This window comes from Arthrobacter sp. SLBN-53, assembly GCF_006715585.1.
Lineage (GTDB): Bacteria > Actinomycetota > Actinomycetes > Mycobacteriales > Mycobacteriaceae > Mycobacterium > Mycobacterium neoaurum_A.
This window is the reverse complement of sequence record NZ_VFNN01000001.1, coordinates 3,883,774-3,910,411: the sequence shown is the minus strand read 5'-3', so window position 1 is coordinate 3,910,411 and position 26,638 is coordinate 3,883,774. Positions and strand designations below refer to the sequence as shown.

The following is a 26,638-nucleotide window of genomic DNA, read 5'->3' as shown; positions in this document are numbered from 1 at the left end:
GACGGCGCGCCATGACGACGATTCACTAGGCGCCTGAGCGTGATTGCGGTCTAGCGGCCGCCATCGGACACATCGGGCAAAGCGCTGGTGCCGGCGGTTCGGGCGTGCCCGGCATCCCGCAGGATCAACAGGGTGCAGTCGGTTTCGCGCAGGAGTTCCGTCGACCGCGAACTGAGTAGCTGGTTGATCAGACCGGGGTCATCGGGCCAGGCTATGACGAGTTGGTCGATCTGGGCGCTCAGCGCCAGCAGATCGACGATATCGTCGGGCCGCGGCAGAACACAGCGCACCATGTCCTGCGCTGTGCCATTATCGGCGGTGGCCGCCAGCGCCGCCCGGATGTCGGCGGTCTGCTCGGATTCAGCAGGCCACGGCGACAACGCAAGGATCGAGGCGGCACGAGATCTGGCCTCCGCGCCGGCCGTCTGCAGCAGACGTGTCGAATCGCTCCGGTCATCGCAGATCGCCACCACCCAGCGGTGCGGGCCGACCGGATGATGCGCGTGTCGCCGATGCACGATGGCCACCGACGATTTCGCCGTGCGCGCCAACATCGATGCCGTGGACCCCCTTCTGCCGGGGCCCGAATTGTGTGTGCCTTTCCACCCCACACACAACAGCCGCGCCGATCGCGAAGCCTCGGCCAGCACGTCGCCCGGATCGCCCGCCAGCACATCACATTCGACCTCCAGCGCAGGCTCGTAGTCCTGCAGGGCGGCCTTGATCCGGGAAAGCTCGGCGCACGCCTTTGTCACGGTCTTGTAAGGGTCCTCGGCACCCCCGGCGAGCACCGTGACCAACCGCAGTGGCACGTCTGCGCTCGTGGCTTCTTCGGCTGCCCAGAATGCGGCGCGGAAAGCGACCTTCGAACCATCGATGCCGACGACGACGGGTGGCGATACCGGGACTGTCATGATCTGCCTTCGCGTTGCGAATCCGAGGTTGCCTTCGAGGCTAGGGCGTCGACCGCCGGCTCGATATGGCCTTTGGTCCTCGACTCGTCCGCATACTGCGTGTCGCCGAGCCTTCCGGCATGGCTGAACCGTGCGGCGCGCCGGTGGATCCGTCGGTCGGCGCCACCCTCACGCATCGGCGGCACCACTCCCACAGATTCCCGGTAGAACACCGACTTGGTGATCTCCACGACGACGAGGTAGACCGCGGCCAGGCCGCCCAGTGCGACGAAGTACTGCCAAGGTAGCGGGATCAGCCCGATTCGGCGGGCCGGCGGCCAATAGGTGAGGCAGATACCGACGGTGACGACCGCGAGCGTGGCCGCGGTGAGTAAAGCTCCCGGCCGACTGCGGCTGAAGGGTATGCGACGAGTGCGGATGGCGAAGATGATCAAAGTCTGGGTCGCCAGGGACTCGACGAACCATCCGGTCCGGAATTCCTCTGGAGCGGCGTGCAACACACCGATCAGAAGTCCGAAGGTCAGGAAGTCGAACAGCGAGCTCACCGGACCGAACGTCAGCATGAATCGCCTGACGAAGGCGATGTTCCAGTGCGACGGGGCCCGCAACAACTCGCCGTCGACCCGATCTGAGGGAATGGCCAGTTGCGACGTGTCGTAGAGCAGATTGTTGAGCAGGATCTGGCTGGGCAGCATGGGCAGAAACGGCAGGACCGAGGATGCCGCGGCGGCACTGAACATGTTGCCGAAGTTGCTCGACGTTCCCATCAGGACGTATTTGATGGTGTTGGCGAAGATGCGCCGTCCTTCGGCAACCCCGGCGGCCAGAACCCCGAGATCCTTCTCCATGAGCACCACATCCGCCGCGTCCTTGGCGACATCGGTGGCGGTATCGACCGAGATGCCCACATCTGCGGCGTGCAGTGCCAAGGCATCGTTGACTCCGTCACCGAGGAATCCGACGGACCGGCCGGCCCGGCGAGTCTCGATGATGAGCGCGGCCTTCTGCTCCGGTGAGATCCTGGCGAAGACGGTGTGTTCGCTGACAGCTTTGGCGTAATCGGCCCGGTCCAGCGCGTCGAGTTGAGAACCGGTGATCGTTCCCTTGCTCGGCAAGCCCAGTTCGGCGCACACCTTCTCCGCCACCCGAGGGTTGTCGCCCGTGGCGACCTTCACCTCGATCCCCAGCTCCTGCAGATCTCGTAATGATCGCGCAGCAGCGGCTTTGGGCTCGTCGGCGAAGCACAGAAACCCATCCAAGGTCAGTCCATCTTCGTCGTCGTCCGTGATACCGCTGCGCCCCGGCGCCGGTTTCGACGCGACAGCCACCACACGGCGTCCCTGCGCGAAGAGCTCATCGAGAAGGTGCCGGGCGGCCTCCTGCACCGTCCGGCAGCGAGAGAGCACCTGTTCGGGCGCACCCTTGACGATGAGCAGTTGTCCATCGACGTCGTCGACCACCACCGACGAAGCACAACGCACGTGGTCGAACGGGCGGACCGATCGCTTGACCACGTCGTCCACCGACACCACTCCGGCGGCCGCCTCCGCGAGCGCGCCGTCCAGCGCGTTGGCACTCTGCCCGCCCGCGGTGTCCACATCACTGGCCAGTAGCCCGCGGCGCATCACCGTGTCACTGTGTCGCCCAACGGCATCGAGGGCATCGACGAAATCGATCCGACCGTTGGTCAGTGTGCCTGTCTTATCGGTGATCAGCGTGTCGATGTCACCTAGGTCCTCGATACACACCAGTCGCTTGACCAGAACTCGCAAGGTGGCCAGTCGTCGTGAACCGGTCGCGAGGCTCGTGCTGACGACGGCGGGTAGCAACTGTGGGGTGATGCCCACCGCGATCGCCAGGGCGAACAGTGCCGAGTCGATGAGCGGCCGTCCCAGCATCACGTTGATGACCAGGATGAAGGCGGTGAGGATGAGTGCAACTCGCAACAACAGATAGGAGAACTGCCGCAGACCCTTCTGGAACTCCGTCTCGGGATGCCGATCGCCCAAACCGGCGGCAAGTCTGCCGAACTGGGTGTGGCCGCCGGTGGCATACACCACCGCTGCGGCACTGCCTGCGGTGACGATCGATCCCATGAAGGCCAGGTCGGTGTAGTCGGGCAGGCCTTCCGCCGATTCGATGCGCTCCGCCGATTTGTGCGCCGGTGCCGACTCACCGGACAGGATGCTCTCATCGCATTCCAACGCGTTGACGCTGACCAGACGAACATCGGCTGGTACCACCTCGCCCAGTGCCAGCCGGATCACATCACCGGGTACCAGGTCGGTGACGTTGTGACGGACGAACTGTCCATCGCGCCGCACCAGCACGAAATGCTTGACCTGCGAATGTAGTTGCGCAGTGGCACGTGCCGCCCGGTACTCGTTGGTGAAGCTCAGTCCGATACTGACCAGCAGGATGACTCCGATGATGACGGCCTGCGTCGGGTCGCCCAGAAAGAAGGACAGTACCGCGGTCACCGCCAGCAAGATCAACACTGCGCTACGTAGCTGGCTGGCGAGCACCTCGACAGCACTGACCCGGTGTGTGCGGACGGCGTTCGGGCCATGGGATTTCAGGCGGTCCAGCGCCTGCTCCGTGGTCAAGCCGGCCGATGAGCTGTGGACAGCTGCAAACACCTCGTCAACGGTGGCGGAACCGGCCTGTTGGGATGTCAACAGTGCGGTTGACGCGTCAGTCGGCATCCGACGCAGCCGGACATACCACGACGGGCACGGGTGAATGATGCAGCAGGTTCAGGCTCGTCGACCCGAGCACGGTTGCGGCAAGTGCTCCCCGCCCCCGGCTTCCGACGATCACCATCTGCGCGTCAGACAGTTGCCTGAGCAGGGCACGTCGCGGACTGGCGGCGTCGACGAGAACATCGACGGCAACATCGGGGTGCGAGCGGCAGTAGGGCTCGACAGTCCGATTCAGCGTCTTGACCTGTTCCAACTCGATCGCCGCCCAGTCGATCAGGAACGGGAGTGCCGAATCACCGGCCGATACCCGCATCGACCATGCGTGTACGGCCTGCACGGGAGCGTGCAGCACGGCCGCGAGTTCGAAGGCCAGATCCAGCACGGTATCGCTGGATCCGTCGACGCCGACGACGATGGGTTTGGTGTTCGGTATCAACGATTCTCCGCGCCACGCCACCACCGGGCATCGGGTATGGCCGCACAGGTTGAGCGTGAGCGATCCGACCAACAACGCCGCGCCGGGAGTCAGCTCATCGCAGCCCACGACGATGATTCGCGCGTGTCTGCTGAGCTTCTTCAGCGCATCTTCGACGGGTTCGTCGAGCGAAGTGGTGGTGATGTCGACATGCGGATGAACTTGTCGGACCGCCTCCTCGGCAGCCGCGAGGATCTGCGGGGACGCTTCCCGCGCGGCATGTGCACCGGTCGCCACCAAAGCGCCCACCGCGTCGCTGAACTGATGCCCGATATGCGGACCGGCGTGCACGATCTGCAGCGGTGCCGCCAACTTTTCGGCAAGTGCTCCCGCCCAGCGGACGGCATGTAGCGCGGCGCTGGTGCCATCGACACCGACCACGATCGGCGCTGTGCGGTCAGACATTTCGCGATGATCCTCTCGCAATGAGCTTCGGTGGATTGACGGACTCCAGTAGCAGGCGTTGTTCCGCGGCGGCCACCACGCGGCGGGTGGCCGCCACCGCGTCAGGGCTCACCGATATCGAGGAGATGCCGCTGCGTACAAGCCTTTCGGCGAAAGCCGGATTGACCGAGGGCGCTTGGCCGCACAGCGAGGATGGCACGCCGAGGCGGTGGGCCGTGGTGATGATGCTGTCGATCGCATCCAGCACGGCGGGATCGGATTCGTCGAACACCTCCGCGCAGATCTCCGAATCGCGGTCCACGCCAAGCATCAACTGGGTGAGGTCGTTACTGCCGATCGAGACCGCGTCGACACCCATCGCGATGTACTCGGGAAGCCAGTACACGACCGAGGGCACCTCGGCCATGATCCAGCGTTGCAGACCGCGCTGGGTACCCAACCGGCTGGCGTCGACCAGCTCGAGGCACCGTTCGAGCTCCCACCGGGTGCGCACGAACGGCACCATGAGATGCACGTTGGGATATCGGTCGCGCACCTCCGCCAGGGCAGCCAGTTCGACGGTGAACAGCCCCGGATCCTTGATGTATCGGTAACAACCTCGATAACCGATCATGGGGTTCTGTTCGACCGGCTCGACGTCCTGCCCGCCGACAAGGTGTCTGAATTCATTGCTCCGAAAATCGGTGGCCCGGTATATCACCGGACGTGGGGCGAACGCTGCCGCAATCCGGCCGATGGCATCGGTCATCGTGGCGATGACCATCCGCTGTTCACCGCCGTCGATGAGGGCGCGGGGGTGGCGTCCGCCCAGGGCATCGGTGAGCATCAGTTCGGCTCGCAGCAATCCCACGCCGTCGACGTCGGTGGCAGCGATGGCCTCGGCATGCTGCGGCAGCGCCATGTTCACATAGATACGCGTCGCAGTGACCGGAGCCGGCGGTCTCGCCGCGGGGACTGTCGCGAGTGTCACCCGCGACGGCGCCGGTTGCCCGGCGGCGAGGACCTGACCGTGGGTACCGTCGACCTCGACCAGCGAGCCCGGCTGCAGAACGCTGGTGGCCGAGCGAGCACCGACGACACACGGAACCGACATTTCCCGCGCCACGATCGCGGCGTGACAGGTCATACCCCCACTTTCGGTCACCAGCGCGCCGGCACGACGGATCGTCGGCAGCCAATCGGGGTTGGTCATCGGCGCCACCAGTACCTCACCGTCACGCAACTGACGCCCTTCTTGCGGGTTGCGCAGGATGCGGACGCGACCCGTCGCATTGCCCGGCGCCGCGGACAACCCGCGCAGCAGCACCACGGTGTCGGCTCGGGCCGCTTGCGATGCGGTGGGTCCGAAGTCCGTCAGGGTCGTGATCGGCCTGGCCTGCACCAGCCAGGGCGTGTTTTCTTCGATGGCCCACTCGATGTCCTGCGGTTGTCCGTAGTGGCGTTCGACCGTGGCTGCCAGCTCGGTGAGGGCGGCCAGATCAGCATCGGACAAGACCCGGGCATTGCTCTGGGTCGGGGGCAATTCGACCAGTTCGTCGTGGCCGTCTTCACCGCGAACGATCTTGATCGGTTTGATGCCGATGTTGACGTCGACCACGCTGCCGGAGGACTTCTCGATGACATAGGTGTCGGGCTGGACCTTGCCCGACACCACGACCTCGCCCTGTCCGAACGCAGCTTCGATGACGATGTGACCGCGGTCGCCGGTGCTGGGATCTGCGGTGAACGCGACCCCCGCGCGGTCGGCCGCGATCATCCGTTGCACCACGACGGCCATCGCGGGATCACGGGTGAATCCGCGACTCGCCCGGTAGGTGAGCACTCGCGGCGTGAACAACGACGCCCAACACGCCACCACGGCCCCAACGAGTTCAACCTCGCCGATGACGTTGGTGATGGTCCGGTTCATACCCGCGAACGACGCGTCGCTGCCGTCCTCGCCGGCCGCCGAAGATCGCACCGCCACCGCCGGGTCCACACCGAGTGTGCGATAGGCGGCCACCGCCGCGCCGCGCAGATCGTCGGTCATTCCGGCGCCCTGCACCAACTGGCGCATCCGCTGGCACAGTTCGTCGAGCCGGGCGGTGTCCGCCACGTGGTCGAGTGCTTGGTGATGAAGATCGGCGAGGTCGGTATCGACACCCGCGGCCCTCATCGAATCGCGGTATGCGCGGCAGGACAGCGTGAAACCAGGCGGCACGGGAAGACCCGATGCGATGAGTTCACCGAGATTCGCGCCCTTACCGCCCACACTGTCGGCGTCGGTCAATCGGATATCGGCCAGGCTGCGCACGACCACGGTGGCCACGCCGGTCATCGCGGCACCGTCAGCAGCACCTTGAGCGCCCCGGTCTCGGCCGGCCTACTGAAAACGTCATAGGCGGTCTCGATCTCGTCGAGGCCGAAGCGATGTGTGATCATCCCAGCGGTGTCCAGCCGATCTGCCGCCACGAGATCGATCAGCGTCGGAGTCGCGCACGTGTCGACCAAACCGGTGGTGATGGTGAGATCCTTGATCCAGATGTCCTCCAGGTGCAGGGTCGCGGGGGCACCGTGTACCCCGATGTTGGCGACATGGCCTCCTGCCCGCGTCAGCCGGACGGATTCCTCGAATGTGGCCGGGGTCCCGACCGCTTCCATCACGCAATCGGCTCCCAAGCCGCCGGTCAGTCGATCGACCACCTCGTGTGCCGACTCAGAGCCCGGATTGACCAGCACATCGGCGCCGAACTTGCGCGCTGCCGCCAACCGGGTGTCTGCAGTATCGATACACACGATGGTGCGCGGGCTGTACAGCCGGGCGGTGAGAACCGCCGCCAGCCCTATCGGACCTGCGCCGACGATCGCCACCACATCACCGGGGCGTACCGCCGCGTTGAGCACACCCACCTCGTAGGAGGTCGGCAGGATATCGGCGAGCATGACCATCGCGTCGTCGCTCACACCTTCGGGCACCTTGTGTGTCGAATTGTCCGCGAACGGCACACGCACATACTCGGCCTGCACACCGTCGATGAGGTGTCCGAGTATCCAGCCCCCGCCGCCCAGGCACTGTCCGTAACGCGATTCACGGCAATAGCGACACCGTCCGCAGGCACTGATGCAGGACACCAGGACACGGTCGCCAACCGTCAGTGTCTCGACGGCCGAACCTACCGAGGCCACAGTTCCCACTGCCTCGTGTCCCAGAACTCGCCCCGGAGTCACCTCGGGCACATCGCCTTTCAAAATGTGCAGGTCGGTACCGCATATGGTGGCGGCATCGACACGGACGATGACGTCACCCGGATGCTGGACACGCGGATCAGGCACCTCCTGCCATGACCGGCGTCCGGGCCCCTGATAGACAAGAGCTTTCACGGCATATCCCTTTCTGTCGGTGATCCGCTGCCGGTCAGATGCCCGTGCAACAGATCTTTCGCGCTTCGGCGACGCTCATCTGCAGCGGGCGACTGGTGTCGACGCGATGGGCCTCTACCCAGTCATCGAGATTCGGCGTCAGCGGCTCGGCCAACTCGGTGGTGGCATCCGAGGACGTCGGACCACGCCGGGCAATGCGCGACCTGGCCTCGTCCAGGCTTGTCGTACAGACGAATTCGAGAACGGGAACCGTCAGATCTTCGGCGATCGCACGCGCGGCGGCGCGATGCCGCGCAGCACGCCATGTTCCGTCCAGAATGACGGTGTGGCCACCGGCGAGTAGCTGCTGCGTCCGGCGGAAGACTTCGTCATAGACCCGATCGACATTCTCGCGGGTGTAGAGGCCCGATTGCAGGGTTCCCGGCCGGCCGCCTATCCGACCACGCTCGCGCAGTTCACGCCTGATGTCGTCGGTCGACAACACCTGTGCGCCGATATCGTCGGCCAACCTGCGCGACAGCGTGGTCTTTCCGGTGCCAGGTCCGCCCCCGACGATGATCAATCGGACACCCGCCATGCGCAGATGTTCCAGGGCGATCGTCAGATGTCTGCGGGCGTCATGTCCGGCCTCAAGATGTCCCTGAGACACCCGGATACAGTCCACCTTCGCGCGTACCGTCGCGCGATAACTGATGTAGAAGTGCACGAGCTCCGGCGGAGCGTCATCTCCGGCGTGCCGGCGATACCGATCGAGAAAGTACACGCCGAGGTCTCGTCGGCCGAGGAACTCCAGATCCATTGCCAGGAAAGCGGCGTCGTCGATCCCGTCGACATGACGCAGGTCGTCGTCGAACTCCAGGCAGTCCAGCAGGGCGGGACCGTCTTTCAGACAGTAGATGTCGGCGGCCTGCAGATCGCCATGACCGTCGACGATCCGCCGTGCATCGATGCGGGGCGCGAAGACATCTCGCCGTGTGGCGACGAATTCGGCGAACAGATCTTCCAACTCGGCGACCCCGGTGGCCGGCAGCACGTCGGGTGTATATCCGCGCAGCTCGGCGAGATTCTCTCGCCAGCGAGCACTGACGGCGTCCACGGTCGCGCACGCGTCGACCCGATGACCTCGGTCGGCGGTTCGATGAAACTCTGCGAGGCGTGTGGCGATGGCATCCAGTTCCGATTCCACCGGGGCGTTTTCGGCAATCAGGGTGGCCAGGCAGCGGGCAGCGGGATGGCGACGCATCACGATGATCGGTTCGTCGGCCCGGTCCGGCAAACCGGCCAGGTGAGCGATGCCGAGATAGCTCGACGGTGCGATTCGTCGATTCAGGGTGAGCTCACGTCGACAGACATACTCTCGGGCGTCAACTGTGCTGAAATCGAGGAAGTCGGTGACCACGGGCTTCTTGAGTTTGTAGGCGCGGTCGCCGAAGAGGATGACGAGACCGGTGTGGGTTTCATGGATGGCTGCGGGAGTTTCCGAATCTGTCATGCGGGATGGCCAGTCGGACACAGCGCTCATGAGGTCGATCGTGCTGCATCACCACCTCCGCCGGAAGCTGCCGAGCGTCCTCGGGCGGCCGCCGATGGTCCCTGCACAGCGGGGACCAAAGTCACACCGTCGATGCAGGCGGCCACCGACGCCGCTGAAGGGACCGCCGCAAAAAGGGACCGCCGCCAAAAGGGACAAAGGACCCTTTCCCATCGGTGCCGGCCGGGCCATCGTCGAGACCAGACCAGACCACCGGCATCAACGAGAGGATCGAGCATGCCCGGGACCGCGATGGAGCGACAACTTCTGGAGCGGTCGCTGCGGCTGGCCTGCCGGGCACCGTCCTTCCACAACAGCCAGCCGTGGCAGTGGGTCCTCACCCCGGACGGGCTCGATCTGCATCTGGACCCACGACAGTTGGTGGCCTCCGATGCGTCGGGTCGCCAGGCAGTCCTGAGCTGCGGCGCCGTCCTCGACCACTTCCGGGTGGCGTGCGCGGCTGCAGGCTGGACCGCCGGTGTGACTCGCTATCCGAATCCGAATGACCACAAGCACCTGGCATCCATTGCCTTCAGTCCGATGAGCTTCGTGACCGAGGGGCACCGACATCGCGCCGATGCGATCCGTCGTCGGCGAACGGACCGTCTTCCCTACGGCCCGCCGCAGGATTGGGATTCCTTCGAACCGACGCTGCGGCGCACCGTGGGAGACTCGGTCCTGATCGATGTCCTGGGACCACAAGCCCATCCCGATCTCCAGAAGGCCGCTGCACTGAGCGAGGCGGCGCGACTGTACGACTCGGCCTATCACGCCGATCTGTTCTGGTGGACATCAGCACACGATGCAGAAGTCGGCATTCCACACAGTTCGCTGAACTCCGCGGCAGAGGACGAACGCGTCGCCATCGGCCGTCGCTTTCCGGTCACCCACCACCAGCCCTCCGGTGCCGGTCTGCGCACCGATGAATCACTGGTCATCGTGTTGTCGACATACGATGACACACCGTCGGCGGTCCTCCAGTGCGGCGAGGCGCTTTCGGCGGCACTGTTGTCGGCCACCATGGCCGGCCTGGCGACCTGCACATTGACCCATCTGACCGAAGTCCCGGCCAGTCTTGCGGTCGTCCAGCGCCTGACCGGTCGCGAGCTACCGCAGGTCCTGATCAGGACGGGCAGCACTGCCAGCAGTGCGCAGATCCCGCCACCGACGCCGCGCAGACCACTCTCGGAGGTCCTGATCGCGCGTACCTGACCGGTCGGCACGACGATGTGAACAGCACGACGATGTGAACGGCACGACGATGTGAACAGTTCGCGTGCAGCGTCATCGGCATCCGGCGGACCGAAATGAGGACCAGTGGCCCTATCCGAGAGCATCGGCATCCGGCATGTTTCACTCATGACCATCAAGGTGACGAGGGTTCTGGCAGTGGCCGCCCTGCTCTACGGTGCGCGGCAGTATTGGCGCAACTGGGGGACGACCAAAGACGAATGCGGAATCACGCTTCCCGGTGATGAGTTGCTGGCCAACCCCGTTGTGGTCTCGACCGAGGCTGTCTGGATCGATCGACCGCCGGAGCAGATCTGGCCCTGGCTGGTCCGGATGGGCACCAGCAACGACGGGATGTACACCTACCCCGCCACCGGCGCGAGGTTCGGCAACGCCCGAGACGGCGCGGGCGGGCCGACCACACCTCCGGTGGGGCTCGCCGTCGGAGACGGCGTGACCTTGGTGGCGTCGGGATTGTTCGGTCGTCGCGATGGCATCGTCCTGCCGGTGCAGCAGCTGATCACCGGCGAGTCGATCGTGCTACACGGTCGGCCGCCCACTGTCCCTTGGGATGTCGTGTGGTCCATTCACCTGCTACCGCGCTGGGATGACCGCTGCCGTGTCCTGGTGCGGACGCGTGTCGGGCTGCGACACCCGGGCGAGGTGATTTCCACGGTGTTGCTCGGTCCGGCGTTCTCCATGCTGACACGGCGGATGCTGCTGACCATCAAGCGACGGTGCGAGTCTGCCGGCGCGACGGCGGACGATCAGGTCGAGGTTGTCTCGATGTGACGGCGCCGCCATCCACCATCAGCACCTGGGTCGGCCGCCGGCTCCCCACGGTGCTCCTCGTTGCGACGTCGAGCGCTTTGCTGAGCGGGATCATATCGTGGCGATTCGGGACCACGGAGATGGCCGAGAGCTTCTGGACTGCAGCCATTCTCGTCGCGCTGATTCCCGCGCTGTGGTGGGTGGTGGCCGCTCTGCGGGACCGTCGGGTGGGCACCGATCTGATCGCGGTGCTGGCGCTCGTCGGCACGTTGGCCGTCGGTGAACATCTTGCCGGAGCACTGATCGCGGTCATGCTCGCCACGGGTCGCACGCTGGAGTCGGCGGCCGAGCGGCGTGCAACCAGGGATCTACGCGCCCTGACCGAACGATCACCCCGCCAAGCGCGCCGATTCAGCATCGACGGACTTGAGACCGTCTCGGTCGATGCACTTCTGCCCGGCGACCGGGTGGTGATCGGCCCCGGCGAGGTCGTGCCCGTGGATGGCGTGATCACCTCGGCGACAGCGACACTCGACGAGTCCGTACTCACCGGGGAGTCGGTGTACGCACAGCGGCAGTCGGGCGATGCGGTGCGCAGTGGCTCCGTCAACGCAGGTGCTGCCCTCGAAGTGACCGCCTCGGCAACGGCCGCCGACAGCGCATACTCCGGGATCGTGCGACTGGCACAGGAGGCAGCCGCCCACAACGCACCGGTCGTTCGGTTGGCCGACCGATTCGCCGCCTGGTTTCTCCCACTCACCCTCTTGATCGCCGGAATCGCTTGGCTGGCCGGTGGTTCCGCGGAGCGCGCGGTCGCGGTACTGGTTGTGGCCACCCCGTGTCCGTTGTTGCTGGCGGCGCCGGTGGCTATCGTGTCGGGGCTCTCCCGCGCGGCGCGTATCGGGGTCATCGTCCGCGGCGGCGGAGCGCTGGAGAAGCTCGGAAAGGCCAAGACCCTGATCCTCGACAAGACCGGCACGGTCACCACCGGGCACCCCGTCAGCACCGAGATCCGCAGCGCTGCCGGATGGTCGGCCGACGAAGTGCTGCGCGTCGCGGCCTCCGCCGACAGGTTCTCACCGCATGTGGTGGCCCACGCCATCGTCGATACCGCCCAACGACAGCGACTACAGCTGAGTGTGCCTTCGGACGTGAAGGAAACAGCGGGCACCGGCACGGTCGCAACCGTGGACGGCGCACGGGTGACGGTAGGCAATCAGGCCCTGCCCCCACGACATCCGGACTGGGCCGTTTCCGCATTGGCGCACGCTCGGCTCGACGGCGCCATCATCGCCTGGGTTTCTGTCGACGATGAGCTGATCGGTGCGATCCTGTTGAACGATCCGCTTCGCAGAGACGCTCCTCGCACGCTACGTCGTCTCCGCGCCGCGGGTATCACACGGATGGTCATGCTGACCGGCGACCGATTGGCCCCCGCCGAACACATCGCGGCGCTGCTCGGACTCGACCACCTGTCTGCCGACCAAACACCGGCCGACAAGGTCGCCGGTGTTCGACGAGAGCGCGAGAAGGCCGTGACCGCGATGATCGGTGACGGAGTCAATGACGCGCCGGCCCTGGCGGCGGCCGATGTCGGGATTGCGCTCAGCGGGTACGCGTCGACCGCCAGTTCGGAGGCGGCCGACATCGTCCTGGCGACCGGGCGCATCGACCGTCTCGCCGATGCCATGCTGATCGCGCGCCGGTCGCGCACCATTGCCTTGCAGAGTGCGGGCGTCGGCATGGCGCTATCCCTGGTGGCGATGATCGTCGCCGCACTCGGGCTACTACCGGCCGTCTACGGGGCGCTACTGCAAGAGCTGATCGACGTCGCCGTCATCCTGAACGCGCTGCGTGCGTTGCGCGTCCACGGACTGGGCTCCCCCGCACTGGAACCCGAGACCGAGGTTTTGCTTCGTCGCTTCTCCGCCGATCACGAGCATATGCGTGGTGGTCTGGCCATCCTCCGCACGGGCGCTCGCGGGTTGCTGGAAAGTACGTTCACCGAGGCGTTGCCACTGGTACGCGATGCCGACGCATTCGTCCAAGACATCATCTTGCCGCATGAGAGAGCCGAGGACCGGACCTTGTACCCGGCATTGGCGACCCCGTTGGGCAGTACGGAGGCGACCGCGACCATGAGCCGGATGCATGCCGAGATCAATCACCTCGCACGACGCTTACATGCCCAAGTGTCACTTGGGGAGCGCACCGGGGGCAGCGAGGTGCAGCGCGAGGACATGATCGCCTGCCTTTATGGCCTCGATGAACTGTTGACGCTGCACTTCGCTGCCGAGGAGGAGAATTACTTCACCTTGCTCTCTTCGGATCCAGCGGCGATTCGCACGACATCACAACCAGATGGTGACGTTCTTCGCTAGCCCACCCGCCGCATCGAATCCATCTGCGCACACGCGATTCCTGTACAGGTCGCCAGGGAAGGAGCAGATGCAAAATGCCAGGCCTGTCCCGCGCCGTCTCGATCCACACCTCACGATGGTCGCCGGTTCGGCGGTGATCCGCGCACACCTCTTCGCGCGGCGACCGGCAAATTCGCCATCACGCGCTCCAGTAACGCGCCGTAGGCGCTGCCGTCATCATGCAAGCACCGATAGCCGCGATGGAGCAGGAATGCATCAAGGCGTCGGTCGATCGGCCAGTGCGCATAGATCTCGTCGGTGAATTCGGATCGCAGAAACTGCCACGCCACATCGTCCAATTGCCCGTCCAATTGCCCCGGGGTCGGCGCGGTTCGGTACCTCGATCTCATCTTCGCTCCTGCCGAAGTTGGCTCCTCCCATCGTTTTCGATCCGGCTCATGGTGAGGTAGAGACCAAAGTCACCGCTTCCCGACCCAAGGTCTCAGGTCCCCGCACTGACGCTGCTGTCTACGCTGCCGAGTTGTACGGGTCCTTGTCGAGCATCCAGTGACGGAGATCCAGAACGCCAACCGGCACAAGCCTTCTCCATTCTGGATGGGCGAATCGCACAGTATGAATCATCTTGTTGCACAGGTCTGACCACGTCAGAGGCCACCGCCGAGCGAGCGCGGGATCTGATCGAGAAAGGCTGTCACTCCCGCGTTTCAGATTGTGCTGCTTGCCCACTCGCGCCCAGGGACTCCGGCCCCGCTGGGCGCAGTCGGAGACGATGCTCCACCACCATCCGCGCCACGTCGGCCATTCGCTCTCCGCGATGGTATGCGTGGGTCCGCAGCATTACCAGCGCATCCACCACAGGTATGCCGAGCTGGACCGATAACATGCCGGTGGCTTGGTGGACCTCGGCGCGCCAGAGCTCAGGTCCGGATGGCTCGGTCCGATCGCCACCGGGTTGCGCCACGATTCCACTGCGAGAATCGATGAGCAGCAGCAGAGCCGTGTCCGCGAAGATCAGTGCATCGACCAGCTGTTCATGGTCGAGGACACAGGGTGTTCGCTGGAACAGGTCCAAGACTCCCACCTGCAGCGCTCCCAGCGTCAGCGGGAGACTGTAGATCGCCCTGATCCCCAGTCGGTCGGCCTCCGCACCGAACAGCGGCCAACGTCCGGCTGCACGTGCCGCTGCGAGATCATCGACAAGAACCGGTCGCCCGGAGTGCAGCGCCTCGAACGCAGGCCCCTGCCCGATGGTGATCTGCCGCTCCTCCAGCTCGGCGGTGCATCCGCCGGTAACACACACTGGCTCCAAATTACGCAGACCACCGGTCAGCAGCAGGCTGGCCCCGCTGACGCCCAAGGTCTCCGCGCAACTGGAACAGGCGTGCGCCGCGGTTATGGACAGTCCCTCACGCGCGGCCCGCAGAACGATCGTGTTCCACACGTGGCCATTCCGTCCGGTCATCACTGTCGCACCCGCCCGACCTCAGCAGTCCGTGGGCGGGCGACACTGCGTGCTCGCAACGGACTTCGATGTCATGGATTCCGAAGATCAAACAGCATGGCGCATCTCACCCTCGGCATGCTCGGATGGATTGACGTCGTGCTGCGGCGACGGCATCCAACCGATATAGGTCAGATACAGACCTAGCAGCGCCATGACGATATACAGCTCCTTTCACGGGTCGGCACAGTCGCCTACTTCTGGTCGCCATCCGAGGTGTTCAAGGCGCGATCAGCACTCCGGATGAGCTTCTTGTTGAACTGATACTGGGCACTGGCCAGGTTCTCGGCGAGCTCGATCGCGGCATCGATGATCTTCGCCCGTAACGGATGAACCGCTTCCGGTATTGCGTCATCCACGGCCCTGGTGAACTTGCGAAGGGCATCAGCTGCCGCGTGCTGCCCGACGCGTGCAGAATCACGTACCTCATCGATCAGGTCGGCCGCCTCGGCTGCCGTGTCCTGTGAATCTCTGGTCTGCACCATGATTGGTCCTCTCTGGCGGGTCACCACCGCAACCGACACTATGGCGTCACACTTCCGTTCCACAGCGACCAAAGTCCCGAGCTCGGTAGTCCAAAGACCCAGATCTCCGATCACGCGATGCCCCGGAGTCGCCCGAGCCCCGACACCGTTGCGGCTCAGAGCATCGGGGCATACCAACGCAGCAATGTGCCTCCGGTGTCGACACATTGCACCGAGAAGCTGCCGCCTGTCTCGTCGGCCCGCCGACGCAGATTTGTCAGCCCACTGCTGGTCACATCGTCCGGGATACCGCGACCGTCGTCACGGACCTCGATACACAGATCATCGGCAGCACTGACGCTGATATCCACTCTGGTGGCATCGGCGTGGCGCACCACGTTGCTGACGGCCTCTCGGACCACCGCCTCCGCATGATCGGCCAGCGCTGGATCGACCGACGAGAGCGGGCCGGCATACCGCACGGTGGTATGCAGATCGGCGCCGGCGAATCCGGCGATCGCACTCTCGAGTCGTTGTCGAAACGTCCGGCCGTCGGCGTGACTTCCATGGAGGTCGAAGATCGCGGTGCGGATCTCGTGAATGACCTCCTGCAAATCGTCGACGGATTCCGCAAGGCGCTTCTGTATCTCAGCGGACCGAACGCGGCCGATGGTTCCCTGGATCGCGAGTCCGACGGCAAAAAGTCGTTGGATGACATGGTCGTGGAGGTCGCGTGCGATCCGGTCCCGATCGGTCAGGACATCCAGTTGTCGTAGCTGGTTCTGGCTGGTCGCCAACCGCCAGGCCAGAGCTGCCTGCTCGACGAACGCGGCCACCGTGTCGAGTTCGTCGTCGGTGAACAGCGGCGCCGCACGCGGCCGCAGCGCAACCAGCACCCCGGCCGTGATGTTCTGGGAGCGGATCGGAAGGACGAGCGCGGGTCCGGTGAGACCGCCATCCCCACCGAGGAGGAGACCGTCGACACGACGTGCCTCCTGCGTCGCGACGACCTCGGCAACCGCGGTTTCTGCGGTGGAAAGAACGACCAGCGGCAGCTTTTCACCTGTGCTGGCGACCACCACCAACTCTTGGCCGACGACAACGGGGGCGTTGGGATCGGCGCGCATGGCAACAAGGGTCGACACCGCCCCGCTGAGTACATGCGACTTGTCGGCGATCAGCTGGAACGCCGTCGACGGGTCGACACCCGAGAGCATCGCCGTTCCGATATCGCGGGTGGCTTCGATCCATGCGCGTCGTGTTTGCGATTGCTGGTACAGGCGCGCGTTCTCGATGGCGATGCCTGCCGCGGCGGCCAGTGCTTGCACCAGGATCTCGTCATCATCGGTGAACTGCTGACCACCGGCCTTTTCGGTGAGGTAGAGATTGCCGAACACCTCGTCGCGGATCCGCACCGGCACGCCGAGAAATGTCCGCATCGGCGGATGGTGGGCCGGGAATCCGACGGAATCAGGGTGCTGAGAAATGCTGTCCAGCCGGATCGGCTTGGGGTCGTCGATGAGAACCCCGAGAACACCACGCCCCTCGGGCAGATGCCCGATCTGCTCGCGGCTGGGTTCGTCGATGCCGTGATAGATGAATTCGACGAGTTCCCGATCACTACCACGGACGCCGAGCGCACCGTAGCGCGCATCGACCAGGTCGATGGCGGTGCGGACGATCGTTCGCAGCGTGTCATCGAGCTCCAGACCCGATGTCACGACGAGCATGGAATCCAGCAAACCGTCGAGCCGATCGCGTGTTTCCGCGATCTGTTCCATCCGATCCTGAACTTCCCCCAGAAGCTCGCGCAACCTCAGGTGGGATAGCGTCTCCCGCAGCGGTCGCATGCCCATCTCAACATCCGGTCTTCCCCCGACCACACCTCCATGGTGTCACCATTCGAGGTTCCTGGCGATGCATCAACTGAAATCATCCGCCCCGGATTCGCCGCTCGCCAGCACCGAGGCAAAGCAGCAATCGACCTGGTCCCTCGAATAGGCTGACGTTCCTGGGTTCTGCAGTTTTGCCGCGGCAGCAGCAACGCCGTACTGCACCGCTCTGCTCAGCGTCCAGCCGCGTACCAGGCCCACAGTCGCGCCGGCCACCATCGCGTCCCCCGCACCCACACCACTGACCACGCCCACCGGCACGGCCGGAAACCGAGCGAAACCGTCGATCGTGACCAGTAATGCGCCCCGCGCGCCCAGCGACACCAACACGACCTGTGTGACGCCACGGTCGATGAGTTCGCGGGCGCACCGAACCTGTTCCGCTGTGGTGGTGAGGTCACGGCCACTGCACTCACGGAGCTCGCGCACACTGGGTTTGAGCAGGAACACACCCGACGTCACGTGTGTCAGACCGCCGCCGGAGGTATCGAGAATCAGCGGCACACCCGCTCGGGTGCAGACATGTGACACTCGCTGGTAGAAGTCGGGGGCGACGCCGGGCGGCAAACTCCCGCTGGCGACCACGAAGCGCGCTGATTCGGCGACAGTCCGCAACGAATCCAGGCAGCGGTTCTGATCGGCGTCACCGAGCGCGGGGCCCGGCAAGACGAATCGAAACTGCTTGCCCGACGTGAGGTCGTTGACCGTGAAATCTTCTCGGGTGGCGCCGCAGACGACGATCGGGACTGCTTGGACACCGGTCTCCTCGACGAGTTCGATCAGCCGCTCTCCGACCCGCCCACCGGCGGTGAAGACGGCCGCGGTTCGAACGCCGAGGACATCGGCGAAGCGGGCGACATTGATACCCCCGCCACCGGCATCGCGTCTTTCGTCACGACAACGGATCTTCTCGGTGGGTCGGACTTCCTCGGCGTCGACCGTGATGTCGACCGCGGGGTTCATCGTCAAGGTGACGATGGCCGGCGATGTCACAGACCCGTCGGATACGTTTCGGGCGTCTCGCCCTCGACCCACACGCTGGTGGGCTCGAGTGGTTCGACCGCCGTCGTCCGGTCGACATGGATGATCCCGTCGAACTGTTCACCCGGCCTGACGTGGTAATAGTGGCTCTGCCGCTCGGTGGCGGGCAAATAGATGACCCCGATCGCACGGGCGAGGCGCACGGCATCCAGCGGCTCGGTCGCGGCTCGGCTGATCATCGGGGAGACCAGGAAGTCCGGTCGATCGACTTCATGGAACAGCTCTTCGAGGCTGCCCTTGAGGGCCGGCCGGACCACCTTCCGTTCGGCGGTTCCGCCCCATTCGCCGGCGGCCGTCACGGTGCCGGAATACGTGCTGAAACCGATCAGCCGCGCGTGACCACCATAGGTCTCACGGACCAACTGACCGAGAGTCAGCTGACCATCGCCGCCGACCTCTGTCGCGCGTGCATCGCCGACATGAGAATTGTGGGCCCACACGACGATCCGAGCGGGCGCACCATCACCATGGCGGTCCAGATGTCCCGACAACGCCTCGAGCGTCTGCGCCATGTGCCGGTCGCGCAGGTTCCAGGAGGTGACCCGGCCACCGAACATCGCCCGGTAGTACACCTCGGCATCCCGCACGGTCTGGGCATTCTGTTGGGCGTAGAAATGCTCGTCCTCGGCCGGCAATCCGTCCCGGCTCAGGTAGCTCATGGCATTGCGCTGAAGTTCGACCAGCTGCTCGACAGCCTGTCTCTCACATGACAGGCCCGCACCGAATGCCGCCGCGAAACCGTAGGCCTGTCCGTCATCGGCGGAGGTGTGATCGAAACAGGCATACCGTTCACGAGCACGTTGCGCGGCATCGGGATCGACATTGTCGAGATAGCCGATCACTTCCCGCATCGAGCGGTGCAGACTGTAGAGGTCCAGACCGTAGAAGCCGGTTTCTCGACCGCCACCACCCCTCATCTGCTCGTTGTGCGCCCGCAACCAACCGACGAAGTCCCGCACGACGGTGTTGCGCCACATCCAGCTCGGAAATCGCTCGAAGCCGCTCAACGCCTGTTCGGCGGAGGTATCGGCGCCCCGGCCATGAACGTAGCGGTTCACCCGGTAGGCGTCCGGCCAGTCCGCTTCTGCGGCGACGGCGCAGAAGCCCTTGTCGCGAATCAACCACTTGGTGATCTCGGCCCGAGCCTCGTAGAACTCACGGGTGCCATGCGAGCTCTCCCCGATCAGAACGATGCGTGCGTCACCGACGAGCTCTTCGAGCGCGTCCGCGGGCGGTACCCCGCCGGGGGCATCCACGACAGACCTGTCCAGGACTTCGGCGGCCGTTTCGGCCAGGCGGATTCGCGCGGTGGCGATTCCGGAGGTCGGCGTGCCGAGTAAGGTTCGCACCTCGTCGTCGGTGACCTGGGTGAAATCCCAGAAGGATTCACCCACCGCGCGAAAGGGGGTCGGCATCGAAGCACATACGACGTCATCGACGATGCCGGCGAACTCCCGACAGGTCGATTCCGGCGCGGCGGGCACCGCGATCACGATCTCGGCCGGTTGCAGTTCGCGCAGCGCCAAGACCGCCGCCAGCATGCTCGACCCGGTGGCCAACCCGTCGTCGACCAGAATCACCGTCTTTCCGGCGAGTTCCAGCGGTGGGCGATCACCTCGATAGGCAGCTTCACGACGGGCCAGTTCGCGCCCCTCCCGCTCGGCGACATCGCGCAGCAGCTGAGGCGAAACCCGCAGCCCGCGTACAACATCGTCGTTGACGACGACACGTCCGCCGCTGGCCAAGGCCCCCATCGCGAACTCGGGGTGCCCGGGTGCCCCGAGTTTGCGCACGATGACGGTATCCAACGGCGCTCCCAGTGCCGCCGCCACCTCCCATGCCACCGGAATGCCGCCCCTGGCAAGGCCGATGACGACCAGCCCTGACCGGCCGCGGTAGCCGTCGAGCAGTCCCGCCAGAATTCGGCCGGCGTCGCGACGATCACGGAAAACGTGCCTCGAACGTTCCTGATCGCTCATCGGCACGGTCGTCATCGTCGTCTCCTCGGATCGATCAGCCGAGCACGGGATCTAGCGCAGGTCGGGACGACTCTCCAGCCACGCTGAACCGAAAACGCCTGCCCGTGATGTTGTGTGGCCGGATTCTGACGTAGTTGTCCTTGTCCGAGCTGGTCCACGGCACCAACCCGACCCGCTCCGCCTCGGCGATGTCCTCGGGGTCACGTAGCAACGCCGCCGTGCCCGACACGATGACGCTCCACCCCTCGCTGATTCCGTGGTCATCCGCCTCGAACAACACGTTGTGGTTGATCGCCGCACTCACCAACTTCGTGCCTTGCGCAGTCCGAAACAGCACCGTTCGGTTCTGAACCGCGAAGTTCACCGGGAAGATCGCCGGTCGACCCTCGACGCTGGTGACAAGCCGACCCAACGCATGGGCGGCCAACAGGCTCCAGCATTCCGGTGCGGACAGGATGGACATCGACTGGCTGTCGTCGGTCATAGGTCGACTGTAAACAGCACGACGATCCGAGGCTGAGGCACAAAGTCCTCTTTTCTGGGAGCGAAAGACTCCTGATCCGGCGCCGCACCGCTGTGGCGTCGGATTCACCAGGAAACGCCGGCGGCGGGATGTCGGGCACGCGCTGGGTTCGGTCAGGACCCCGGTTGCCGAGTCCGCGTCGGCTCCGGTGGACGTGATCCGTCCTCAGACTCGATTCTCATTGCGAGTGCCGATGACTCGTCGATGGTCGGCGTCCGAGTGCGACTCATCGATACCGACGAGCCCGGCACATTCAGGAGCGGCGGGCGACGATGACGGGACCGGAGGCAAGCTGGACCACTGCCCAACTCACCGAGCCGAGCAGCATGCCTGCGAACCCGCCACGTCCGTGGCTTCCCACGACGAGCAACTGCGCACCGCTGGACTGTTCGATCAGCGCGTGCACAGGGTTGTCCTGACCAACCACACGGTGAACGGTGACGTCGGGATAGCGTTCCGCCCAGCCGGCGATCCGTTGTGCCAGTTCCTCTTCCGCTTGCTCCACCTGGCCACCACGTGTGACATCTGAACCGAAGTCCCCGCTGTTGGTCCACGTGTGCACGGCGACGAGGTCAACCCCACGGCGTGAAGCTTCGTCGAACGCGATGGCAATGGCCAGCTCCGACGCCGGCATGGCGTCGATACCGACCACGACCGGCCCGTCCCCATTCGCAGCACCGGTTTCGCCGTGAATCACGGCTACCGGGCTGTGCGAGTGATGTACCAGTGCCGAGCTGGTGGAACCCAACAGCAGGCGTGCCATGCCTCCGCGTCCACGGCACCCGACGACCATCAGATCGGCGTCTTTGGAAATATCGATCAGCGCAGTCATTTTGGGCCCTTCGCGAACCAGCGTCTTGACCTGCCCATCTCGCAGTTCCGATGCGACAGCTCTGACATGCCGGCTGGCTCGCTCGACGATGTCCTCGGCGATTCTGTCCCGTTCGGCCAGATACTCGACCGAGGTCGGAAGGTCGATCCATGGCCCCGCCTCGTCGGATGGCTTCACGTAGACCAATGTCAGCGTGACGTTCCGAAGTACCGCTTCGTGTGCCGCCCATGCCGCCGCGAGATCGGCGGTCGATGAACCATCGACCGCCGCCACAATGCCGTCCAGGTTCGTGGTGAAGAGGAATGTCATAGTGGTCTCTCCCGTGAGATGTCGACCGCCCGGTTTCGGATACAGTCCGACGCTAATCTCGCCGAATGACCGTTCTCGGGAGGCTTAGGTCCCTGAGAACCGAGGCGAAAGTCCTCATCCGGCCGGCGTGATCATCGCGAGGTCACCGTCCAAGCGGCGGTACAGCACGCTCGCCCGCCCCTGCGCCGCATCGATAAAGAACACGAACGGCAGCTTCAACACATCCAAGCGCTGTATCGCGGCGTCCTCACGCAGGCACGGCACCCGATGCGGACTGATGGTGACCAACTCAGTGAAGTCCGCCAACTCGCCGGCGACATCCGGTGTGACGAGGGCGAGCCGCAGCCCGGTCGGCCCACCGTGATACACCACAGCCGCTGTGCCACTGCCGATCTCGTTGAACAGATGAAATCTGTAGTCGAGCAGCGTCATTTCGATCACCGCGTCGTCGACACTGCAAGGAGCCATGGCATAGGACTTGCGCCGGACGATACGAGCCGTATCGGACATCCGCGGCAACGGGGTCGGTGAATCCGTTCCGTGACGCCACGGCGGAGCAGCCGCAGGCCCGCGCGATGGCTCCCGCAGCGCACACACATCCGCCAGCCGGCGTCGCATGCGCGCCTCCAGCTTGTCGATCGCTTCACGCATCGATCCGGCCCCGACCTGCGCTCGGACCACACGGCCATGCACCTCGAAGTTGCCCTGAGCGGTGACGGCGCAGCCGTGATCTGCGTGACCCCGCTGCTTGAGCCTGACCCGCCCGCGAGTGATCGGATATCGGGTGAGCCCACCGATCTTCGAACGAACGTACTCCGAGACGTCTGCAGGCGCGCCCGTGACGGTGAGATCGAGCTCGGCGGGTGAGGGAACGGCATCTGCCTGATTGCTCATGCCACCGTTGGTATACGCATCCGCCGGCTGCGATAAGTGCCGAAGGTCACCGACCTTTCCGGATCCTTTGCGGTGTACCTCAATCCCGGACGCTAGGCAGCGGACCCGTCATCGGGATGCGCATGTCGATACGCCGCCACAGCGGTCGGCAGGGTCATGAAGATATGGTCTTCGCCGATGCTGTCGAGTAGCTCACCGGCATCGAGTGCAGCGCGGAGATCCTGCTTCACCCTGGCCATCGCGAAGACGACACCACGACGGGCGCAGTCTCGGCGGAGGTGGTCAAGGGCGTCGAGCGCGGTGGCGTCGACCTCGACGTTGGACTCGGCGTTGAGTACGAACCAATGCACCGGTCGCGGGGCGCCGTCCAAGGCGGCAAGTGCGCGCCGGTGAAAGTCCGCGGCATTGGCGAAGAACAGCGGTGCGTCATAGCGATACACGAGCAAGCCCGGTATCAAGGTGGCGTCGGGATAGTCATCGACATCGTGCATCCCGGCAACTCCTGGCACGAATCCCTGCACGCCGTCGTGCGCATGTCCGAGTCGACGCAACAGATCGGCAACCGATAGGGCGATCGCGACCAACACTCCGTAGAGCACTCCCAGCGCCAGCACGGCTACCGTCGTCGCCAGTGCGAGGAGCAGTTCACTCCTGCGAAAAGCAGCCAGCCGCCGGAACTCCCCGAGTTCCACCAGCTTGGTCGCGGCGAAGACCACCAGCGCACCCAGCGCCGCGGTCGGGATGGCGGCCATGACGTCTCCCCCGACCATGAGTACGACAGCCGTCACGGCGAACACCACCAGCGAGTACATCTGGGTGCGCGCACCAGCGGCGTGCGCCAGTGCCGTGCGACTGCCGCTGGAGCTTATCGGAAATCCGCGGAAGACGGCGGCGAGCAGATTACAGACACCCAGAGCTCGCAGTTCGACCTGAGGCTCGATGTCATCCGTACCGGCCCGCGACGCAAATGCTCTGGCGGTCAACACATTGTCCGAGAAAGCGACCATCGCAATGCCCACCGCGGGGATGATCAGATCACGTATCGACTCGGCGGAGACCATCGGCCAGCTCGGCAACGGAATCCCCGACGGGACGGGGCCCACGAGTTCGATGCCCTGCAAGGTATCCGCGAAAACCGCAGCCGCCACGCTCGCTGCCAGTAAGCCGATCAGTGGTCCCGGTAGCCGCGGTGCCCACCGATCCAAGAGCAGGATGAGCGCCAGCACAGTCAGACTGAGAACGACCGTGGGCCAATGCACTCCAGTCAGTGAGGCGTCGAAGGATACCAACTGATCGCGCACCGACAGACCGGTCACCAATCCCGCGGTGAGCCGGCCCAACTGACTTATCACCATCATCGCGGCGATCCCGGCCAGATACCCGACCAGGACCGGACGCGACAGCAGATTCGCGAGATAGCCGAGCCTGAACAGTCCCGCGAGCAGGCAGATGGCACCGACGAGCAGTGCCAGAGTCGCGGCGTATTGCGCATAGCGGGCCGGATCGCCAACCCCGACGGTCGCTGTCAGGACGGCGGCCGTCATCAACGCAGTGGTCGATTCAGGGCCGACAGACAACTGTCGCGATGAACCCATCAATGCGTAGATCAGCAACGGCGGCAACGCCGTCCACAGCCCGGCGGCCGGAGGCAGCCCGGCGAGAGTTGCGTAGGCCAGCGCCTGGGGCACAAGGTAGGCCGACACCGTCAAGCCGCCCAGCACGTCGCCCCGCAACGCGGAGCGGCGGTAGCCGCGAAAGCCCGCCAGCCCCGGCAGGGCGCGGTCGACCCAACTGGTGGCGGCCATGGCCCTCCGCTTCCTCCGGTCGTCGTATCGGCGAACGCTAGCTGATCCCGGATCAGTTCGTCGACGGACGTATGTCCCTGGCGGAAAGGGACCTAAGCCTCCTGTACCAGCACGGTGGGCGGATCTACGGTCGGTTCAGGTCCGCGCCAAGGGTCGGATCGCCGACTCGAGGAGCTGTAGATGAATTCGCACCGCGGGATCGTCGTCGGGGTGGACAACTCACCCGACGCGCTGCGAGCCGTGAAATGGGCCGCCGTGGAAGCGGTCATGCACAACGTTCCGCTCACGCTGGCCCACATAAGGTCGAACGCGCGCGCACTGACTTGGTATGAGGTATCCGTCGCCGATGAGTTGGAGCGGTTGGCCGCCCAGCACGGCCGCGAAGCGCTCGACGCCGCGACCGAGGCCGCCGAAGGCGCGGTGACCGACCGCGGGCCGTTGACGTTGCGCGAGCAGGTCACCGACGGCAACGCGGTGTCGACGCTCACCGATCTGTCCAAGGACGCACAGATGCTGGTCGTCGGCAGCAGGGGGCTCAGCCGCGTCGGGCGGGCGGTCCTCGGCTCGGTGAGCTCCGCCTTGATCCGCCATGCGCATTGCCCCGTCGCCGTGATCCATCCGGTCTCCGACCCGCAGGCCCAGTCCGCCCAGGCGCCCGTCGTCGTCGGTATAGACGGGTCGCCCGCGTCAGAAGTTGCCGTCGCGGTGGCCTTCGACGAGGCGTCTCGGCGTGGCGTGGAGTTGATCGCCGTACACACCTGGAGCGATCTCCAGGTGTACGCCTACCCGGGCGATGAATGGACGGTTTTCCAGCCGCAGGCCGAGGCCGAACTCTCCGAGCGCCTCGCCGGATGGCAGGACCGCTACCCCGACGTGCCCATCCGGCGTGTGGTGGTCCGCGACCGCCCTGCGCAGCAGCTGCTCATGCAGGCAGAATCTGCGCAGCTGGTGGTCGTCGGGAGCCATGGCCGGGGCGGATTCGCCGGCATGCTGCTCGGCTCGGTCGGTTGCGCGGTCGCCGAATCGGCCACCGCACCGGTGATCGTGGCGCGGTCGTGATGACCGGACCCCGGTAACCGGGCCTACGCCTCGACGCCGGCCTTGATGGCCGCCAGGGTCTGCGGGATCCCGCTGAGCGCCAGCTCCGAGCGCGTCGCGATCTGCGCGTCGGCATCGGCGCCGAAGCGCTCCCGGAACCCTTCGATGCCCTTGGGCAGGAACCGCCAGTACTGAGTCAGCATCGTGCCGTCACCGGCCGGTTCCATGGTGAAGCCCCACCGGACCCACCCGTTGTTGACCTCCCAGGCGAACTCCTGACCCGGTACGGCCGCGACGACCTGGCTGCGGGTTTCCCAGGTGCGCTCGGGCAGCACGTTCCGACCGGTGAACCATGCGCCGGCCACTGCGCCGGCCGCCGGGTCGTCCCACCAGCACTCCTTGCACACCGGACTCCACTGGCCCATCCGGGTGATGTCGGAGACCAGGTCGTATGTCGCGTGCACGTCCAGGGCGAGATGGATGGAATCGGAGTATTCGAGGGCCGTCACACGCGGCAGTCTAGGCCGATGGTGCGCGACGTTCGCCGTCAGCGATCAGGCTGGGATAAGAAGTGGACGTTCAGCGCATAAT

At 65.2% G+C, this 26,638-nt stretch carries 21 protein-coding genes; 4 read left to right on the top strand and 17 right to left on the bottom strand.

The genetic code is table 11. The features are described from left to right. Nucleotides 1-50: 50 nt before the first annotated feature. From FBY28_RS18795 to FBY28_RS18770, 6 genes are read right to left on the bottom strand one after another with little or no spacing between them, the layout of a single operon-like run. The gene (locus FBY28_RS18795; protein ID WP_141868873.1) at nucleotides 51-914 is read right to left on the bottom strand and encodes a universal stress protein; all 864 of its coding nucleotides are present in this window, start codon (nucleotides 912-914) and stop codon (nucleotides 51-53) included. Next, nucleotides 911-3,619, bottom strand: coding sequence for a magnesium-translocating P-type ATPase (gene mgtA / locus FBY28_RS18790; protein ID WP_141868872.1), 2,709 nt, complete (start codon nucleotides 3,617-3,619; stop codon nucleotides 911-913). The genes FBY28_RS18795 and mgtA overlap by 4 nt, the downstream gene beginning before the upstream one ends. Then, nucleotides 3,609-4,496, bottom strand: a complete 888-nt coding sequence (locus FBY28_RS18785; protein ID WP_141868871.1) for a universal stress protein — start codon at nucleotides 4,494-4,496, stop codon at nucleotides 3,609-3,611. The genes mgtA and FBY28_RS18785 overlap by 11 nt, the downstream gene beginning before the upstream one ends. Beyond that, nucleotides 4,489-6,813, bottom strand: coding sequence for a phosphoenolpyruvate synthase (gene ppsA / locus FBY28_RS18780; RefSeq protein WP_141868870.1), 2,325 nt, complete (start codon nucleotides 6,811-6,813; stop codon nucleotides 4,489-4,491). Before ppsA ends, FBY28_RS18785 begins: the two co-directional genes overlap by 8 nt. After that, on the bottom strand, nucleotides 6,810-7,856 hold the full coding sequence (locus tag FBY28_RS18775) for a zinc-dependent alcohol dehydrogenase family protein (protein ID WP_141868869.1): 1,047 nt from the start codon (nucleotides 7,854-7,856) through the stop codon (nucleotides 6,810-6,812). The genes ppsA and FBY28_RS18775 overlap by 4 nt, the downstream gene beginning before the upstream one ends. A 34-nt stretch (nucleotides 7,857-7,890) precedes the next feature. After that, a complete protein-coding gene (locus tag FBY28_RS18770; RefSeq protein ID WP_216847812.1) occupies nucleotides 7,891-9,378 on the bottom strand; it encodes a bifunctional aminoglycoside phosphotransferase/ATP-binding protein in 1,488 nt (495 codons plus the stop codon). Nucleotides 9,379-9,624: 246 nt separating this feature from the next. Here FBY28_RS18770 and FBY28_RS18765 point away from each other — a divergent pair, with 246 nt between their 5' ends. From FBY28_RS18765 to FBY28_RS18755, 3 genes are all read left to right on the top strand, one after another. Next, the gene (locus FBY28_RS18765; RefSeq protein ID WP_141868868.1) at nucleotides 9,625-10,599 is read left to right on the top strand and encodes an Acg family FMN-binding oxidoreductase; all 975 of its coding nucleotides are present in this window, start codon (nucleotides 9,625-9,627) and stop codon (nucleotides 10,597-10,599) included. A gap of 147 nt (nucleotides 10,600-10,746) precedes the next feature. Continuing rightward, nucleotides 10,747-11,409 (top strand): SRPBCC family protein, encoded by a 663-nt coding sequence (locus FBY28_RS18760; protein WP_141868867.1) that lies wholly within the window; start codon nucleotides 10,747-10,749, stop codon nucleotides 11,407-11,409. A 119-nt stretch (nucleotides 11,410-11,528) separates the two neighbouring features. Then, a complete protein-coding gene (locus tag FBY28_RS18755) occupies nucleotides 11,529-13,769 on the top strand; it encodes a heavy metal translocating P-type ATPase (protein WP_141868866.1) in 2,241 nt (746 codons plus the stop codon). A 110-nt stretch (nucleotides 13,770-13,879) separates the two neighbouring features. Here FBY28_RS18755 and FBY28_RS18750 read toward each other — a convergent pair whose 3' ends face one another. The 10 genes from FBY28_RS18750 to FBY28_RS18705 form a co-directional block, all read right to left on the bottom strand. Further along, nucleotides 13,880-14,107, bottom strand: coding sequence for a hypothetical protein (locus FBY28_RS18750; RefSeq protein ID WP_216847811.1), 228 nt, complete (start codon nucleotides 14,105-14,107; stop codon nucleotides 13,880-13,882). 353 nt (nucleotides 14,108-14,460) lie between these two features. Continuing rightward, nucleotides 14,461-15,210, bottom strand: coding sequence for a GAF and ANTAR domain-containing protein (locus tag FBY28_RS18745; protein WP_160145507.1), 750 nt, complete (start codon nucleotides 15,208-15,210; stop codon nucleotides 14,461-14,463). Between the two features lie 254 nt (nucleotides 15,211-15,464). Further along, nucleotides 15,465-15,755: a hypothetical protein gene (locus tag FBY28_RS18740; RefSeq protein ID WP_141868863.1), complete on the bottom strand. Its 291-nt coding sequence runs from the start codon at nucleotides 15,753-15,755 to the stop codon at nucleotides 15,465-15,467. 155 nt (nucleotides 15,756-15,910) lie between these two features. Beyond that, complete coding sequence (locus FBY28_RS18735; protein ID WP_286178241.1) at nucleotides 15,911-17,515, bottom strand: sensor histidine kinase; 1,605 nt, start codon at nucleotides 17,513-17,515, stop codon at nucleotides 15,911-15,913. A 141-nt stretch (nucleotides 17,516-17,656) separates the two neighbouring features. After that, nucleotides 17,657-18,619, bottom strand: coding sequence for a 1-phosphofructokinase family hexose kinase (locus FBY28_RS18730; protein ID WP_216847809.1), 963 nt, complete (start codon nucleotides 18,617-18,619; stop codon nucleotides 17,657-17,659). Beyond that, a complete protein-coding gene (locus FBY28_RS18725) occupies nucleotides 18,616-20,661 on the bottom strand; it encodes an erythromycin esterase family protein (RefSeq protein WP_141868862.1) in 2,046 nt (681 codons plus the stop codon). The genes FBY28_RS18730 and FBY28_RS18725 overlap by 4 nt, the downstream gene beginning before the upstream one ends. Before the next feature lie 19 nt (nucleotides 20,662-20,680). Next, a complete protein-coding gene (locus FBY28_RS18720; protein WP_141868861.1) occupies nucleotides 20,681-21,130 on the bottom strand; it encodes a pyridoxamine 5'-phosphate oxidase family protein in 450 nt (149 codons plus the stop codon). Between the two features lie 292 nt (nucleotides 21,131-21,422). Beyond that, on the bottom strand, nucleotides 21,423-22,310 hold the full coding sequence (locus FBY28_RS18715; protein ID WP_141868860.1) for a universal stress protein: 888 nt from the start codon (nucleotides 22,308-22,310) through the stop codon (nucleotides 21,423-21,425). Between the two features lie 114 nt (nucleotides 22,311-22,424). After that, nucleotides 22,425-23,204, bottom strand: a complete 780-nt coding sequence (locus FBY28_RS18710; protein ID WP_141868859.1) for a ribosome hibernation promotion factor — start codon at nucleotides 23,202-23,204, stop codon at nucleotides 22,425-22,427. A 92-nt stretch (nucleotides 23,205-23,296) separates the two neighbouring features. Then, entirely contained in the window at nucleotides 23,297-25,009 is a 1,713-nt protein-coding gene (locus tag FBY28_RS18705; RefSeq protein WP_141868858.1) for a SulP family inorganic anion transporter, read from the bottom strand. 180 nt (nucleotides 25,010-25,189) lie between these two features. On the opposite strand from FBY28_RS18705, the gene FBY28_RS18700 reads away from it, so the two are divergent. Then, a complete protein-coding gene (locus FBY28_RS18700) occupies nucleotides 25,190-26,068 on the top strand; it encodes a universal stress protein (protein ID WP_141868857.1) in 879 nt (292 codons plus the stop codon). 23 nt (nucleotides 26,069-26,091) lie between these two features. Here FBY28_RS18700 and FBY28_RS18695 read toward each other — a convergent pair whose 3' ends face one another. Then, nucleotides 26,092-26,556: an SRPBCC family protein gene (locus tag FBY28_RS18695; RefSeq protein WP_141868856.1), complete on the bottom strand. Its 465-nt coding sequence runs from the start codon at nucleotides 26,554-26,556 to the stop codon at nucleotides 26,092-26,094. Between the last annotated feature and the right edge of the window lie 82 nt (nucleotides 26,557-26,638).